General features: G+C 49.3%; 16 protein-coding genes. 5 read left to right on the top strand and 11 right to left on the bottom strand.

What is annotated here, in order from left to right; genetic code table 11:
• Positions 1–63: 63 nt before the first annotated feature.
• Positions 64–948, bottom strand: a complete 885-nt coding sequence (fghA, locus tag ACO0K2_RS03035) for an S-formylglutathione hydrolase (protein ID WP_423015595.1) — start codon at positions 946–948, stop codon at positions 64–66.
• A gap of 2 nt (positions 949–950) precedes the next feature.
• Entirely contained in the window at positions 951–2057 is a 1107-nt protein-coding gene (locus tag ACO0K2_RS03030; protein WP_423015593.1) for an S-(hydroxymethyl)glutathione dehydrogenase/class III alcohol dehydrogenase, read from the bottom strand.
• Positions 2058–2261: 204 nt separating this feature from the next.
• Between ACO0K2_RS03030 and ACO0K2_RS03025 the strand changes: the two genes are divergently transcribed.
• Entirely contained in the window at positions 2262–3266 is a 1005-nt protein-coding gene (locus ACO0K2_RS03025; RefSeq protein ID WP_423015591.1) for a GlxA family transcriptional regulator, read from the top strand.
• 26 nt (positions 3267–3292) lie between these two features.
• Here the strand turns inward: ACO0K2_RS03025 and ACO0K2_RS03020 are convergent, their stop codons facing one another.
• On the bottom strand, positions 3293–3925 hold the full coding sequence (locus ACO0K2_RS03020; protein ID WP_423015589.1) for a glutathione S-transferase family protein: 633 nt from the start codon (positions 3923–3925) through the stop codon (positions 3293–3295).
• A gap of 62 nt (positions 3926–3987) precedes the next feature.
• Complete coding sequence (yghU, locus tag ACO0K2_RS03015) at positions 3988–4863, bottom strand: glutathione-dependent disulfide-bond oxidoreductase (RefSeq protein WP_423015587.1); 876 nt, start codon at positions 4861–4863, stop codon at positions 3988–3990.
• Between the two features lie 219 nt (positions 4864–5082).
• Here yghU and ACO0K2_RS03010 point away from each other — a divergent pair, with 219 nt between their 5' ends.
• Positions 5083–5469: a VOC family protein gene (locus ACO0K2_RS03010; protein ID WP_423015585.1), complete on the top strand. Its 387-nt coding sequence runs from the start codon at positions 5083–5085 to the stop codon at positions 5467–5469.
• Positions 5470–5562: 93 nt separating this feature from the next.
• Here the strand turns inward: ACO0K2_RS03010 and ACO0K2_RS03005 are convergent, their stop codons facing one another.
• From ACO0K2_RS03005 to ACO0K2_RS02990, 4 genes are all read right to left on the bottom strand, one after another.
• Complete coding sequence (locus ACO0K2_RS03005) at positions 5563–6183, bottom strand: carboxymuconolactone decarboxylase family protein (RefSeq protein ID WP_423015583.1); 621 nt, start codon at positions 6181–6183, stop codon at positions 5563–5565.
• Between the two features lie 97 nt (positions 6184–6280).
• Positions 6281–7315 (bottom strand): ABC transporter substrate-binding protein, encoded by a 1035-nt coding sequence (locus tag ACO0K2_RS03000; protein ID WP_423016151.1) that lies wholly within the window; start codon positions 7313–7315, stop codon positions 6281–6283.
• Between the two features lie 67 nt (positions 7316–7382).
• The gene (locus ACO0K2_RS02995) at positions 7383–8807 is read right to left on the bottom strand and encodes a sensor histidine kinase (protein ID WP_423015581.1); all 1425 of its coding nucleotides are present in this window, start codon (positions 8805–8807) and stop codon (positions 7383–7385) included.
• Entirely contained in the window at positions 8788–9483 is a 696-nt protein-coding gene (locus ACO0K2_RS02990; protein ID WP_423015579.1) for a response regulator, read from the bottom strand. The genes ACO0K2_RS02995 and ACO0K2_RS02990 overlap by 20 nt, the downstream gene beginning before the upstream one ends.
• 174 nt (positions 9484–9657) lie before the next feature.
• On the opposite strand from ACO0K2_RS02990, the gene ACO0K2_RS02985 reads away from it, so the two are divergent.
• Together ACO0K2_RS02985 and ACO0K2_RS02980 are read left to right on the top strand one after the other, a co-directional pair.
• Positions 9658–11001 carry a 2-hydroxycarboxylate transporter family protein gene (locus ACO0K2_RS02985; RefSeq protein ID WP_423015577.1) on the top strand — a complete coding sequence of 448 codons (1344 nt, stop codon included), beginning with the start codon at positions 9658–9660 and terminating at the stop codon, positions 10999–11001.
• Between the two features lie 185 nt (positions 11002–11186).
• Positions 11187–12587 carry an MATE family efflux transporter gene (locus tag ACO0K2_RS02980; protein WP_423015575.1) on the top strand — a complete coding sequence of 467 codons (1401 nt, stop codon included), beginning with the start codon at positions 11187–11189 and terminating at the stop codon, positions 12585–12587.
• On the opposite strand, the gene ACO0K2_RS02975 is transcribed toward ACO0K2_RS02980, so the two are convergent.
• Entirely contained in the window at positions 12573–13211 is a 639-nt protein-coding gene (locus tag ACO0K2_RS02975; RefSeq protein ID WP_423015573.1) for a DsbA family protein, read from the bottom strand. The two genes, ACO0K2_RS02980 and ACO0K2_RS02975, sit on opposite strands and share 15 nt — an antisense overlap.
• 112 nt (positions 13212–13323) lie before the next feature.
• Entirely contained in the window at positions 13324–14226 is a 903-nt protein-coding gene (locus tag ACO0K2_RS02970; protein ID WP_423015571.1) for an MBL fold metallo-hydrolase, read from the bottom strand.
• A gap of 126 nt (positions 14227–14352) precedes the next feature.
• Here ACO0K2_RS02970 and ACO0K2_RS02965 point away from each other — a divergent pair, with 126 nt between their 5' ends.
• Positions 14353–15243, top strand: a complete 891-nt coding sequence (locus tag ACO0K2_RS02965; RefSeq protein WP_423015569.1) for a LysR family transcriptional regulator — start codon at positions 14353–14355, stop codon at positions 15241–15243.
• A gap of 35 nt (positions 15244–15278) precedes the next feature.
• On the opposite strand, the gene ACO0K2_RS02960 is transcribed toward ACO0K2_RS02965, so the two are convergent.
• Positions 15279–16355 (bottom strand): helix-turn-helix transcriptional regulator, encoded by a 1077-nt coding sequence (locus ACO0K2_RS02960; protein ID WP_423015567.1) that lies wholly within the window; start codon positions 16353–16355, stop codon positions 15279–15281.
• Positions 16356–16648: the final 293 nt, after the last annotated feature.

The following is a 16648-nucleotide window of genomic DNA, read 5'->3' as shown; positions in this document are numbered from 1 at the left end:
AACCGCTAGCACGGTTGATGTGACGATATTCAAGCATGTACGAAACACCCGCCCCCGCATTGATCAGACGCTAAGTTGCGCATGATGATGCAGTAAATGATCTTCAATAAAACTGCTGACAAAATAATAGCCGTGGTCGTACCCGGGCTGATAACGCAAGGTCAGTGGTTGTCCTACTTGTTCGCAGGCATCCTGAAAAATATGCGGATGTAGCTGCTCTACCAAAAACTGATCAGCCTCTCCTTGATCAATCAAAATTCCGCCCGGATAAGGGACCTGCTGTTGATGTGCCATCAATGCACTGGCGTCATAGTGTGCCCAGCTTGCTTCATCGTCGCCGAGATACGCCCGGAAGGCTTTTTGTCCCCATGGACAACGCAAAGGGGCAGCAATCGGCGCTAACGCCGATACACTTTGGAATACGCCAGGATGACGCAATGCCAATGTCAATGCACCATGGCCTCCCATTGAATGCCCCATGATGCCAAGACGCTTTGCATCGACTGGCAGCAGTTGCAGTAGCAATGGGCGCAGTTCTTCAACGATATAGCTTTCCATCCGGTAGTACTGATGCCAAGGCGCTGCTGTGGCGTTGAGATAAAAGCCCGCTGCCACCCCCAGATCCCAAGCGTCACTCTCACCAGGCAGATCAGCACCGCGCGGACTCGTGTCCGGCGTGATCAGGATCAACCCTTCACGCGCCGCAACGCGCTGTGCGCCAGCTTTGATCATGAACGTTTCTTCACTACAGGTCAGTCCTGCCAAAAAGAAGATCGCTGGACATACCTCGCCCGCCAACGCTTGCGGCGGTAGATAGACAGAGAAGCGCATTGGCAAACCGATCTCCGTCGATGCATGGAGGTAAAACTGTTGGCGTCCACCGAAACTTGCATGTTGCGACAGCAGCTCGACACCTGCTGGCAATGCGGGAAGAGATACGCTCGTCATGATCAATACAGAACAACAGAACGAATCGACTCACCACTCTTCATCAGATCAAATCCTTCGTTGATCCGATCTAAGGATAAATGATGGGTGATTAAGTCATCAATATTGAGCTTGCCTTCCATATACCAGTCGACGATTTTAGGGACGTCGGTACGACCACGTGCACCACCAAATGCAGAGCCTTTCCACTCACGCCCTGTCACTAACTGGAATGGACGCGTACTGATTTCGGCGCCGGCTTCGGCCACACCGATAATGAATGATTGCCCCCAACCTTTATGCGTACATTCCAATGCCTGACGCATGACCTTGGTATTGCCAATACATTCAAAGGAATAATCAACGCCACCATCGGTGAGCTGAGTAATATGGTCGACAACATTCTCGACTTCGTTTGGATTCACAAAATGCGTCATGCCAAACTTACGCGCCATCTCTTGACGCTTTGGATTGATGTCAACGCCAATGATTTTATCCGCGCCGACCATTTTAGCGGCCTGGATCACATTGAGACCAATGCCCCCTAGACCAAACACCGCCACATTCGCACCCGCTTCTACCTTGGCACTAAATACCACCGCACCGACACCCGTCGTGACGCCGCAACCGATGTAGCAAATTTTGTCAAAAGGCGCATCTTCACGCACTTTGGCAACGGCAATCTCTGGAACAACGATGTAATTAGAGAACGTCGACGTCCCCATGTAATGGAACAGTGGCTTACCATCTAAAGAAAAACGGGATGTGGCATCCGGCATCAATCCGCGCCCTTGTGTCGAACGAATCGCTTGGCACAGGTTGGTTTTACGGGATAAGCAGAATTTACACTGACGGCATTCAGGCGTATAAAGCGGAATCACATGATCCCCCTTTCGAACACTGGTCACCCCTGGACCGGTATCAACAATCACGCCAGCCCCCTCATGACCCAAAATAGCGGGAAACAAACCCTCTGGGTCAGCACCCGACAAGGTGTAATAATCAGTATGACAAATACCGGTCGCTTTCACTTCAATCAGCACTTCACCCGCGCGCGGTCCTTGTAAATCAACTTCTTCAATCGTTAATGGTGCACCGGCTTTCCAGGCAATAGCAGCTTTGGTTTTCATAAAGGTCTCAATAACGTGATGTGGGAAAGTGAACGCCAGACTGGCATTCTTCAGATAACCAATGATGCGCTATTGTGTTGTATCACCGGATTGATTGCGCCATCTATTCTTCAATCTGGCACAAAATCACTGAAGTTTGGCTCAAAAAGACGGCGAGCACAGAAGCCGCTATGATATGCCTGAGTCCACCACCCTATCGCCATCATGAAGTCTGAAACAACCCATCTGCCTCGCACGGTCGATATCGTCATTTATCCGGGTTTTAAATCCCTCGAGGCAATTGGTCCGATGTCGGTTTTTGAGTACGCCAATATTCATTTACAGCGACGTGGTAAGCCACCTTGCTATGACGTCAAAATTGCATCCGTCCAAATGGGCCCCATCAGGTCAGATACCTTGATGAGCCTTGAGGCAAGTAAAGTGATTAATCCCATTGCGTTGCCCGACGATGCCATTGTTGTGGGTTCTCGCCATATTAACGACGCCCTGATTGCCCACCCGGGCATTGTTGACTGGATCTCGACCGTTGCCCCCAAAATTAACCGATTAGCAGCTTTATGTTCTGGAACGTTTTTTTTAGCGCAAGCAGGCGTACTCGATGGCAAGAAGGCGACGACCCATTGGAGTGTCGCCGATCAATTGCAACACGACTATCCCGCCATTCGTGTCGATGCCGATGCGATTTTTATTCGCAGCGGTAATCTTTGGACATCTGCTGGAGTCACAGCAGGCATTGACTTGGCGCTGGCGTTTGTCGAAGCAGATTGTGGGCATGCGCTGGCCCTAGAGGTCGCCAGCGATATGGTGGTGTATCTGAAGCGACCTGGCGGTCAGTCGCAGTTTAGTACGCACTTATTGAGCCAAAAAACGGCGCAAACCAATATTCGTCAATTGCAAGAATGGATACTGGCCAATTTGCACCAACGTCTGCCGGTCTCACAACTCGCCTCCATGGCGGGGATGAGCCTACGAAATTTCAGCCGCTTGTTTCAACAAGAAGTGGGCGTCACGACGCTCGAATTTATCGAGGCAGCACGCGTTGAGTTCGCCTGCCAACTACTCGCAAACAATGCCGAGGCGAAGGTTCCGGTCAAAACCATTGCCCGACGTTGCGGCTTCTCTAGCGATGATCAGATGCGTCGTATTTTTCAAAAACGCTTATCTTGCTCACCGGGAGATTACCGCACCCGTTTGCGTACCGCCGAATAATCTGAGCGCCGAATGGTCGGTATGCCCTACAGCGACATACTAGGACGCGTCGCCATCGCTGCCCGCCAACGTTGTAAATGCGGGTATTGCTCATCGACTTTGATTTTGACCACACGCGCAAAATCAACCGTCACAACCGCCGTGATATCAACAACGCTAAAACGGTCCGTGGCAATAAACGTGCGGTGCTCAAGATGAGCATTGAGTGTTTGAAAGAATTGTTGAACGCGGGCAAGACCCCGCTGGGCTAATTCTGGTATCTGCGGATAGTTCACAGGTCCTGGAAGTGCGCGGTCTTTCATCGCAGGAGAACTATTGCGCAGCGCTTCCGCAATCGCCAATAGGCCTTCGAACTCCACACGCCAGTTCCAGCTGGCAATCTCCGCTTTTTCTTCAGGCGTGATACCAAACAAAGGAGAGGCAGGAAATTGCGCCTCCAGATAGGCCGCGATGGCCGCATTATCGGTCAGGACAAGGCCACTTTCGGTTTTTAAGGCGGGAACAGTGCAAGAGGGATTGATCTGCCGGTAGGCCTCACTGAGTTGCTCGCCGGTACGCAGATCGACTTGTACCGTATCATGAGCGACACCCTTCTCCGCCAACAAAATCCGTGCACGACGGGGGCTCGGCGCTGTACTGCAATCGTAAAAAGTAATCATGTGTCTTCCTCCTTGGAATGGATTATCGCGGCATCAATGGCGACGCGATGATGGATGGCCACCTATTCTGGCGTGCTCAACTTGTCCTGCGTTTTAGTCTCGAAATCGCTGGCATCATGGCGCTCGTGTAACTGACTTGCAGGATCACCAAAAACACGATTCACCATGCGCCCACGCTTCACCGCTGGGCGTTGCGCGATCTCGTTTGTCCAGCGCAAGACATTGGTATATTCATGGACCTGTAAAAATTCACCCGCCTCGTACAACTGTCCCTTTGCCATTGTGCCGTACCATGGCCAGATTGCCATGTCTGCAATTGTGTAGGTGTCGCCAGCAACATACTGTGTCTCGGCGAGTCGACGGTCCAGCACATCCATTTGACGCTTCACTTCCATTGCGTAACGATCAATCGCATACTCAATTTTGGTCGGTGCATACGCATAAAAATGGCCAAATCCGCCACCGAGGAACGGTGCACTACCGACCTGCCAGAAAAGCCACGATAGGCACTCTGCACGTGCCTCACCTGATGGTGGCAGAAACGCATTAAATTTTTCAGCAAGGTACATCATGATCGCGCCTGATTCAAAGATGCGAACAGGGTCAGATCCGCTGCGATCGACAAGAGCTGGAATTTTCGAATTAGGATTGACGTCTGTAAATCCGGTACTGAATTGCTGCCCCTCGCTAATATTGATCAACCACGCGTCGTACTCGGCGCCTGCATGCCCTGCCTCTAGCAATTCCTCCAGTAACACTGTGACTTTGACGCCGTTGGGCGTTCCTAGTGAGTACAACTGGAAAGGATGACGACCTACCGGTAATTCTTTCACGTGCGTGGGACCCGCAACGGGACGATTGATCTTCGCAAAGCGTCCTGCCGGATCGCTGTTGGGAGTCCACACTTTGGGTGGCACGTAAGTCGATGAGTTATCCATGAGCGCGTTCTTTCCAGAAAAGAAGAGTAATCAATAATCAGCAGCTAAGTGTACCTGCAAACGAAAAAATGTTCAGGCGTGCTTTTTTATCCTTCCGTATCAATCGATGTAATGGTGGCAACATCGATTAATTGCCACCCGCCGTTTACTGCGGTACGATTGCTGGCAAGCTACCTGGAGTGTGTCGCGACACACTGTCATCTTTTTGAAGGAATCAACATGAAACGTGTTGTTGGCATTGGCGGGCTGTTTATCAAATCAAAAAACCCTGACGCCTTGCGGGCGTGGTATCGGGACCATTTGGGGTTTGATGTCAATCCTTGGGGCGGTGTCGTTTTCACTCCAAGTACAGAGCTAGGTCCGCTAGAATCTCAAAAAACGGCGTGGTCCCTCTTTGCTGAAGATTCAACCTATTTTGCTCCCAGCACGCAATCCTTCATGATTAACTACCGTGTCGATGACTTGCATGCCCTACTGGCGCAGCTCAAGGAAGAAGGCTGCGATGTTGATAACAAGATCGATGAATCGGATTTTGGCAAATTTGGCTGGGTCATGGACCCAGAAGGTAACCGCGTCGAACTATGGGAGCCGCCCAAAAAATCATGACCTCATGACGCTAAACTGATCGCCGCCCACCAACAAAAGCGACGATCAGTTTGTGTGATGACGACATCAAGTGCCCCTGAGACGCCTTCAGGCTTATTTCGGGAACCGTTCTAATTTCTTGCCGTCAGCAGGAAGTTGATATTGCGCCACATTCAATTCCATCGCGAGCAGCGTGTAATACGCAACAATCCCCGTCAAATCTACCGTTCCCTTTTTGCCGAAACGTTTTTCGACGCGATTGAATGTCACATCAGAGACGCGCTTATTGTGCTGCAACTCTGTACAAAAATCGTAGACCATCTCTTCATCGTCGGACAAGCCAACAGGCCGTCTACCGTCGGCAATCGCATCCGCGATTTCTTTTTTTATTCCTGCTTTGAGGGCGATTGGCTGGTGAACATACCATTCGTAATCCTGTGTCCATTCACGCGCCGTAATTAAAATCGCTAATTCACTCAGCGTATTACCAATCGCCGATTTATAGCGTAAATAATCCCCCATGGCTCGCGCCTGTGACATCATTTGCGGGCTGTGCATCAACGGTTCAAAGGGACCAAATACGGCCACTTTTCTGTTTGCCTCAAAGTCAGCAGCAGCTTGCTTTTGATCATTGCTATAGTTTTCTGGCGCAATGGTTGGCAAACGATCTGCTGCCTGCGCAGTCAGGCAGGCAGCCAATAAGCCCGCAGCGATCATTGAATATCGAATTTGCATGTCTCACTCCTGTTTTGTTTTAATGACGGTACTTTTCCGACGTCGTGAATAAAAGAGATCATCCCCAGCATTATCCAAGATACCTTATCTTAGACGATTAACGCGTGGAACTCATAAACTCGTTCGTAAAAGTGTTTTGCAAATTAATGTGCTTTCCTTTGAGATTTTTATCAAAATCTTTAATCACATTGAGTACGGTTTCAGGACCACCATCGGGCATTTTACCGTCAGTCGTGAACATTTCTTTGCTATTTTTTAACGCGACGACATAACTCTCTTTATCGTTCGCATAAAAAGAGACTGGCATTTGTTCGGCAATCTCGGCTGCGGTATGTGTCTGGATATAGGTCAACGCTTTACCTATGGCAGTGACCATTTTTTGAACCTCATCGCGGTGAGTCGCCACCCATGCGTTTGGCATGTACAGACTGGCGGCCGGATACAGGCCTCCCAATGCTGATCGCGTTTCTTTGATGTTACGTAAATCCAGTAAGACCATCGCCCGTCCAGAAGATGTCAGTCGCGAAATAGTCGGATCAGTCGTTATTCCCGCTTGAACACGTCCCTGACTCAAGGCCGCAATAAAATTATCCCCCGCACCGACAGGCACAATATTGATTGCCGTCGCCTTTATGCCGGCTTGCTGGGCAAGGTATCGAATAAGAAGGTTGGTTGACGAACCAAGACCCGTGACACCAAAGGCGTTCCCGCTCAGTTGCGCAATCGAGGTAATGTTTCTCGATGCACTCTCTGAGACCAATACCGCCTCGCCGGGTGTTTGTGTCAGCAGAATAACGGATTTGACGAGTTTTCCTCTCGCCTGCAAGTTGATCGTATGGTCATAAAATCCCACTACACCTTGTACCGCACCGGAAAGCAGTTGCGTTTCGGCGTTGATGCCATTACGGTCAGTCAATAGCTCCACATCGAGGCCCGCTTGCGAAAAATAGCCCAGTTGCTCTGCCAGCTTCACGGGTAGATAAATCTGCTTTTCAATACCGGCAACGATGATGCTGATTTTTTGGTCGGCATGGGCACTTTCTGCCGTCGCGGTCAGCAATGCGACAAGTAACGCCGTGAAACGCTTCTTTGACAACAGCAGCATCCTTGATGCCTTCATCATCGCCTTCATGGAAGACAAAAACACACTCCTCAACGACCTCATACAGTCTCCAGATACCAATAAAATACCCATTGCATTAACCTTCACTGTTGGGGTGTTCTCGTGCGAGATCGTGCTCCAATGGCAATCGAATTTCGACTTGTAAGCCACTACCCTGTGGTGGCGCATTGAGGGTAATCGTCGCGGAAAACGCATCGCAAATACTTTTTGCAATAGACAAGCCAAGACCCGAACTATGCGATTTTGTTTCATCAATCCGGTAAAATCGCTCAAAGACTTTGTCGCGATATGCGGGCGCAATACCAGGACCATTATCAACAACCATCAACAACGCATTTTCGTTTTCTTTGGTCAAGGACAACGTTATCATGCCACCCGCTGGAATATGCTGGATGGCATTATCCACGACATTAGCGATTAGCTCTCGCAACAAATACGGGTTAGCGCGAAGCAAGAGGCTGTCATCGACCGCATCGATCCCCAGATCGAGATCCTTTTGCTGCGCAAGAAGTGCCATATCGACGACGACTTGTTTCACGACCTCGGCCACTTTGATCAATTTACCGCCATGGGCATTTGCCTGATTTTGCTCCGCCGCTGCTAAGATCAATAATTGATTAATGACTTTACTGCCTTGTGCAATTGTACTCTTCATATCGCCCAAGACCTGCTGCACCTGCGGATCATCGGTGGCGTGACGCTTTGCGAAATCAACTTGCGTTTGGATAATCGAGAACGACGTGCGCAATTGGTGCGCCGTATTGGCGACAAATTGCTCATAGGACCCAAGCGTTTTGTTCAGGCGATGTACATAATCATTGATCGCAAAAATAACCGGTTGCAACTCACTCGGTGCATCGTTGTCTGACAAACTCTCTAGCGATCCGGTCGGACGTTGCATTAAGCGACGTCCAAACTGGACAAGCGGCTGCATCATCCAGCGCATGCCAATAGTCAGTCCTAGCAAGATGATCACCAAGAGGATGAGATGCTCTCGGACCGTGCGGCCAAATAAACTTCCTCGCAAGGCATGGTGGCTATTCAATGTTTGTGCAACTTGGGTCACACTCGTTTCGTTACCGACCCCGTTCGCGAGTGTTTGCTCATACGCGATGACGCGTACCGCCTCGCCCCGGATCGTAGAGAGGTAATAGTGTCCCTGCTCAAGCTGTAATTGACCGGTATAAGGCAGTAATTCCTCATTACCAGCAACGAGTCGACCATCATCAGTACGGACAGTAAAGTAAATATGATCTCGGTAATCGTTGGCGAATAACTCAAATGCGGCCGGCGGGAGGCTGATTTCGTAGTGATCATCGACCTTTTCGAGTTGCTCTGAAATTGTTTTTGCAGAGCCTTTCAGTAATTGCTCTTGTACGAGCGTGGCAACCCGATCTGCGTCACGGTAGCCCATCAGCAAATCCAGCGCCGAAATGAGTACCACGGGCAAGAAAATCCACAGCGCCAGCTGCGTTCTGACGCTATTGAGTCTGTGCTTCATAGGTCAACATATAGCCAAGGCCCCGCAAGGTAATGATTTGCGCGCCAGATCCTTCAATTTTTTTTCTCAGACGGACAATATAAATTTCCAAGGCTTTGGGTGAGACGCTATCATCGAGCGTGAATAAACTATCGGTCAGATGAATCTTTGAGACCGTCGTGTGCGCATTTCTGATCATGGCTTCTAAGATGGCATGCTCCCGGGGCGTCAAGTTCAGGTCGTGACCTTGCGCACTGAACAGCTTGGAATTGGTGTTATAAGTGAGCCCACCGCAACTGATTAACGGACTCGCTTTTCCTTTCGAGCGACGTAATAACGACCGCAATCGCGCTTCCAATTCCTGAATATCAAATGGTTTCGCAATATAGTCGTCGGCACCTAGATTGAGGTTTTCAACCACATCATTGAGCGTATCAAGCGCACTAATGATCAATACCGGCACCTCATTTTGCTTCGTCCGCAGATTCCGGAGCAAAGTCTGTCCGGTCATGCCGGGCAGGGTCAGATCGAGCAAAATTGCTTCATAGCTCTGCGTCAATAAAAAATGCGACGCCTCTTCGCCAGAAAATGCTTGCTCCACGGCATATCCCGACTGCGTCAATAGTTTCGTCAGCCACGCGGAGAGCTCACGATTATCTTCAACCAAAAGTAATTTCATGTCCGTAAGGGTAATCATTTTTGATCCCCTTGTCATCCGCGTCTTCTTGTTGATGATCTGTTCGCTGAAGGCATTTTGAAGGGTTGTTTGCGTTACATTCCCCCAGGATCGCAGAAAGAGTGATGCAAATCGCGCTTTATTATCAAAAAAAATAGTAAAAAAACTGCAAAAGTAACAACAACTGGAGACAAGATGAAAGCATCGACAGCAACACCGCTGGTGACGGCGCCTGAACGCAAATATCAATGGCCACAAGCATGGTGGCAACTCATGGAATACCGAATCGGCGTGATCCCTTTGCCGATTTACTGCTTGCTGCTGGCATTGATCGTTGGCTTTATTTCCAAAGGGAAAATACCAACAGACATCTCGGTCTCGATCGCCATCCTCGCTCTTGGCGGGTTCACTTGCGCAGAGTTCGGCAAACGACTCCCTATTTTCCGACACATTGGCGCGGCTGCCATTTTTGCGACGTTTATCCCGTCCTACCTCGCGTTTAGTCACCTGCTACCAGATCTCGTTCTGAAAAACGTCGTCGACTTTACGAAAAGCACGAACTTTTTATACCTCTTTATTGCGTCGATTATCGTCGGCAGTATTTTGAGTATGGACAGAACCATTCTGGTTCAGGGCTTTCTTAAAATCTTTATCCCGCTCGCGGCAGGGACGGTCGTTGCGGCGCTGGTCGGTACGCTCGTTGGCTCGGCACTTGGTCTAGGTGCCTTCCACACCTTCTTTTATATCGTAGTGCCGATTATGGCGGGTGGCGTTGGTGAAGGTGCTATTCCGCTGTCAATCGGGTACGCTGGCATTCTCGGTCAAGCGCAAGGCGACGTCTTTGCACAAGTACTTCCCTCGGTAATGTTGGGCAGCCTGACGGCAATTTTGTTCGCAGGAGGATTAAATTTTCTCGGAAAAAAATATCCTCATCTCACTGGCGAAGGACGCTTGCAAGAGGGTGAACACGCGGAATTCACAATGACCGAAGAAGGTATTCCAGCCGGTGTCGATATTCCCCATATCGCTGCGGCTGGCATCACTGCCATTTCGCTGTACATGGTGGGGTTAATGTGTTTTAAGATATTTGATTTTCCAGCACCCGTTGCCATGCTGTTTGTGGCGGTGATCTTTAAATTATCGCGCGCTGTTTCTCCGCAGTTAGAGCAGGCATCGTTTGTCGTGTACAAATTCTTCTCCACAGCCGTCACTTATCCATTGTTGTTTGCAATTGGCGCATCGATGACACCGTGGGACAAACTGGTCGCAGCATTCAATATCACGAATCTTATTACCATTATTTCGACCGTCGCCAGTTTGATGGTAACGGGATTTTTTGTTGGTCGTCGTCTGAAGATGTATCCTATCGAGGCTGCCATCGTCAACGCCTGCCATAGTGGCCAAGGTGGCACTGGCGATGTCGCTATTTTGACGGCAGCGAATCGTATGCAGCTGATGCCATTTGCGCAAATTTCGACACGGATTGGCGGCGCGATCGTCGTCACACTCTCTCTGTTTGCACTCGCGCAGTGTAAATAGCACACCAACGAGACGAAGAGGATCGATGCATGATCGAAGCATCATGAGGGGTCGATCTTTCGTGTTTAAAGAGCAGATCCTATCGTCTCGTATCAATGTGCGTTCAAAGTGAGGTAACATAAACGGTCAGCGTTCTGAGTGACGCTACCGACTATGTCTCCGTTTCTTTGAAAGCCGTTTTTTTCATGCCACGTGCCTCCCTTCGTCCATCCCGCCGTTCGCCACCTTCCGCGTCAACCAGCAACCATCCGCGTCTGATTGCCATTACTGGACCGCTGCTTGCTGAATTGGTGTTAGGGATTTTTGTTGGTCTCGTAGGCTTGTGGCTCGCATCGAAAGTTTCAGATACCGCCTCGGCAGCATTTGGTCTGGCAAATCAAGTACAGGCGACATTTTTCCTGCTTTTCCGGATCATCGGCATGGGGGCGAGTGTCGTCATCACACAAAACTTGGGGGCTGGTAACCGTCAAGCCGCCGATGATATGGCGCGCGCTGCGCTCGGGGCAAGCACATGGATTGGGATTGGTGCTGGCGGAATGTTACTGGGATTAGCCGGTGTCTTGCTGCGACTACTCAATGCCCCAGACGATGTGCTCTCGATTGCAGACCCGTATCTACGGATGCTTGCGCTCGTCTTACTCTTGGATGCTTTTAATGCATGCATGGGCTCAGTGATGCGAGCCCATATGTTTACTGCGGATACGCTTTTCACGATGATCCTGATGCACGTCTTTCACTTAATGCTGTCCGTACCGCTGATGGGGGGCTGGGGACCTTTCCCACCGATGGGCATCATTGGCTTTGCTGTTGCTGCTGCATTAAGTCGACTGTTTGGCATTGCGTTGCATCTGACCCTGTGGCGTTGGCGTCTGCACCTCGTTCCTCGACTCAAAGATTGGTGGCAATTACGCCGCGACCTGTTAGCAGCTGCCTTGCATATTGGCTTACCTGGAGCTGCAGAAAATATTGCTTACCGACTCGCCTTGCTGGCGACCGTATCGATGACCGCAAGCATGGGAGCCAATGCGCTAGCAGCCCATAGCTACACGACACAAATTTCGTTCTTTATTTTAGTCTTTAGCCTCGCTGTCGGTTTTTCTTGCGAAATCATGGTGGGCCACTTGATTGGCGCACGTGAGCTGGGTCGGGCCCACAAGCTTGTCAGCAAAAGTCTTCGATTGGCGACTTTTGTTTCTACATCAGTGGCATTACTCGTTGCGATCTCATCACCCTGGTTGATGCACTTTTTTACGCACGACCCTGCCATTATCTCGACCTGCACGACACTGCTGTGGATTACCGTGTTATTGGAACCGGGACGTGCATTCAATCTCGTCGTGATCAATGCGTTGCGGGCAACGGGCGATGCTCGTTTTCCGGTGGCCGCCGGCATTGTTTCCATGGTAGTGGTGATGACCGGTGGCTCTTGGCTTTTTGGCGTGTACTTTCACCTCGGCTTACCAGGTATCTGGATCGCCTACGCGCTCGATGAGTGGACGCGTGGGCTGATCATGTGTGCACGCTGGTGGCGTCAGGGATGGGTACCCGCCGTTCGTCAAACCAATCGACGCCTACGCGCTCAATAACGCGGCGACCTGTACCGGCGATTGGAATAGGATCTGGCCACTTAATAAACGACTCCCTTGGTGGTCGGTCAGAACAACTTGAGGAACACCGGAAATACGATGGATCTTGAGCAAATTTTGAGCTTGCTGTAATCGTTCCTGATTTCGCACATACAGTTCTGGATCCTCGCTGCTTACGCGTGTCGCCGCTTCATCGAGTCCCATCTCTCGCAGTCTGCTTTTAACGACAGCCATATCAGTGATGTCTAATCCATGTACATAGCGTGCTTCTTGCAGTTGCGTCAAGGCGTCTAGCTCACGTTCTGGTGTCGTCAAAGAAACCGCCGTTAACGCCAACGTTGCTAACGCGGAGTCAAAACGTTTTCCCACTTGCCCCAACACTTGTGTACGATAGTGTTGTGTAAAACGCTGTCCAGTCATCTTTTCTATCCGGACATCATTTGACCAAGCGTAGTCCGCAAATGCGGCATCCATCGTGCGACCGTTCGCTCCCGCAAATAAACCTGTGGGCAACAACTGGAGCATAACGCCCTCTTGCTGCGCAAATTGATGCAAGGCAGGTGAAGCACCGTAGCACCAGCCACATAATGGATCAAATAAATAAGTCAGTGTAATCGTGTTCATTGTCCACTCAAAAATACAAAAGTCATGACGATACAGTAAGTGCCCCCGCGTAGAAGCGCCACATGCCCCTCCCTATCGTCTTTGTCGCGGGATCGGCATGCGATACGTCAACTTACCATTTCATTTCGCCTTTGTTGACTTTAGCACCAATATCAAGCGAAATCTCGCCGTCCGTTATCTGAGGATAGGCCTGATGCATCGACTTGATCAGCGTTGCGCTATCGGCGCTAACTGCAAGATTTTTGTCGAATGTTTTCAGGTAATCGCTCGTAAAGCGAATCGTTGAGGCATCCATGGCCGTTCCTTGCTGCATATGACCTGGGACGACGATGGCAGGATGCAGTGCAGCCATCTCGTCCAATTGCGACACCCACGCTGCGCGCTCCGCGACAGTTTGGGTATCAGCAGTCCACACATGCATGTGCCCAAACACGCCGATGTTACCGACAATCGCTTTGATCGAAGGAATCCATGCATAAGGTCGATGTGCCAGCAAGCCCGTCGTACCACGAATTTCGATCGTTTGTCCTTCGATCATCAGCTTATCCTCGGTTAAGACACGCGGCATCACAGGGTGTTGTGGCGCATTCGTGCCCATTTTGGGACCCCAAAATGCCAGCTTACCAGCGACCTTCGGCGCGAGCTTCGCTAACACCGCCTGCGTCGTCACAACGTCCGCCTGTGGAAAAATGCTTTTTAAGGTTTCGACACCAAAATAGTAATCAGGATCAGCCTGACTGACATAGATTGTTGTTAATTGTTTGCCGCTATCAAGCACATTCGCAGCAATTCGCAAGGCATCTGCTCGTGTAAAGCCCGCGTCGATCACAACAGCCTCTTTGTCACCCATGACCAGGGTTGAGTTCGTATTAAAGCTACGCGCATCGGCGTTATACACTTTCAAAGTTAACGGTGGCGTTGCTTGGTGTCCTTGTTGGTCTTGTTGCACTGGCTCCGCTTGCACTGCCTGAACACTCATCGCTAACGAAGTAGAAATAATCAATTGACGTAACATGCTGTTCTCCTCAGAATTTACTAAAAGTGTGATCACGTCGATCACGATGAATCACACTATAGTTGCAAAAATCAGGCAAATAAATGCCATAATAGGCACATCACTATTTCTTAAATCAAGCAAATCATGGATCGATTGACTGCGATGCAGGTCTTTGTGGAAGTCGCTCAAAGTGGCAGTTTTAGTGCCACCGCCGACAAACTCGATATGTCACGTGCAATGGTGACCAGATACGTTGGTGAACTAGAACGCTGGTTAGACGCACGATTACTACAGCGGACAACAAGAAGTGTCACGCTCACAGAGGCAGGTGAACACTGTCTGCGCCGTAGCCAACAAATGTTGGCGTTAATGGAAAACGTGGAAGAAGAAACCTGTGGTCAAGAAGGTGAACTACGTGGTCAGCTCAGAATGACCTGCAGCGTCTCTCTTGCCTATGCACAGATTGCAGCAGCCATTGTGGATTTTTTAAAGCACCACCCGCAACTCAAAATAGATCTCAATGCGAGTGAAGGTGCATTAAATCTCGTCGAAGCGCGGATTGATCTCGCCATACGCATCAGCGCAGCGCCTGATCCTGCGCTCATCGGCCGGCTCCTTGCCCCTTGCGCCTCGGTTCTCGTCGCTTCCCCAGGTTATCTGCGTCGCCATGGTACGCCGCAATCGCCAAACGACCTTCACAAGCATCAATACCTCAGCTATGCCAATTTCGGAAAAACGATCTGGAAAATGACGCGAGGCGATGAACAGGTAGAAGTCAGTGTCTCAAGTCGCTTGAGCGCCAATGAAGCGACTGCGTTGATGCAAGCCGCATTAGCCGATGGTGGAATCGCGTTACAACCGACGTATTTAGCCAATCCACATATCGCATCTGGTCGCCTTCAGGTTGTCCTCCCTGAATGGAAAGTACCTGACATGGGAGTGTACGCGCTCTATCCGTCACGTAAGCATTTACGGCCGGCGGTAAGAGCGTTTCTGGATTTTTTAGTTGATCGCTTTGTGACGACACCGTGGTAATCGAATGCGCAGCACCCTATCACCTTCACGGCGCATCAAATTGTTTTATACAGCTCTAACACTTTAAAAGCGATCTCTAGTCTGGAAGAGATGGCGAGCTTTTCTAATATTTTATTGACGTGCGTTCTGACCGTCCAATAGCTGATATTTAATTTATTAGAAATCGCTTTGTCACCATGTCCCTCTAACAAGAGACAACATACGAACGATTCACGTTCGGTTAATTTAAATTCTTTCTTCAGTAAGTCAATCGTCGCATCTTTACTAAAGTTGATACTTTCGTCTTTGTGCGTAATGCTTAATGCCTGTGGATCTATTTTTGTATTTTTCAATTCTTGGAAAACGCGTTTCGTTTCTGGTCGGTAGTTCTTCACAAATGATCTGAAATCAATACCAATGCCCGAGATAATCCCAATCGGCGCACCAGCTGATAACAGTAATTCACGTATCTTGTCTTTCTGATTTTTTTTGTTATTTAAATTAAATTCTTCAACAATAAATTTGCCCTCTAACGTTTCGACACGAAGGTATAAAAAGAAACCGGCATCGAGATAAATATTATCTTCTGGAAAATCAAGGTAGTTTAAATAAAACTCATAAATCGTCGATGCACCACGAAAATTGATGGGTGATTCCAGCGGTATTTGATGCTCGTTAAAATAATGATTCATCTTCTCCGCGGTGACACCGGGACCAAGAAGAAACTTGTACTCGCTTCCCTCAATTTTATTGATGTACGCTAGCTTTTCTAGCTTGACGAGAAGGATCGATTTTTCATCTCTCAATGGGCTAGTGAATGAGCTTTTTTCGCCGTACCAATCAATAATAATTTTCGCTTTGTCGAGGTCTGCGTACTGCAGTAATTCTTTCATATCATCCAAAGAAACCGGCGTAGAAATGCCATCTGGAATCGTGACAATTTTCCCGAAACATTTTTCAACCCAGGGAGAAACACCCCAGTAAATCGCATTTTTTGATCGTGCTTGTTCGGAGATATCAACCAAAGAGAACGGGGTACAATTACTTTTTTCAATGACAGACAATTGCTGCCCACCATATAATTGATCGACAGGGAAGGTACTCGATTCAAGGAGTGAGTAAAACCTCAGCATGATGCTCTTTCAAAAAATAGAAACTGACCTTTGCGACATGTGACGACATTTGAATGTGGTTGACATGAACGATGAGAAAAATATTGTCGGCGAAGTTTCCGATTTTTATGTCGGTGTTTCTCTCAGGTTGATGCCAAGCGATTCAACGCTCATTTATTTCTATGAATGAAGCCAATCGACCAATCTCATCATGCTTTGCTACAGAAGCAATTTTGAAACCGCATACACCAGCCCTTTTAGAGCTAATCAATGCAACACGTACCAACACAACAAAGCACACGTAGACAAGCATG

Source organism: Undibacterium sp. MH2W (genome assembly GCF_049340215.1).
In the GTDB taxonomy this organism is placed as follows: Bacteria; Pseudomonadota; Gammaproteobacteria; order Burkholderiales; family Burkholderiaceae_D; genus Undibacterium.
The sequence above is the reverse complement of the archived record's forward strand: the minus strand, read 5'-3'. Positions and strand labels throughout refer to the sequence as shown.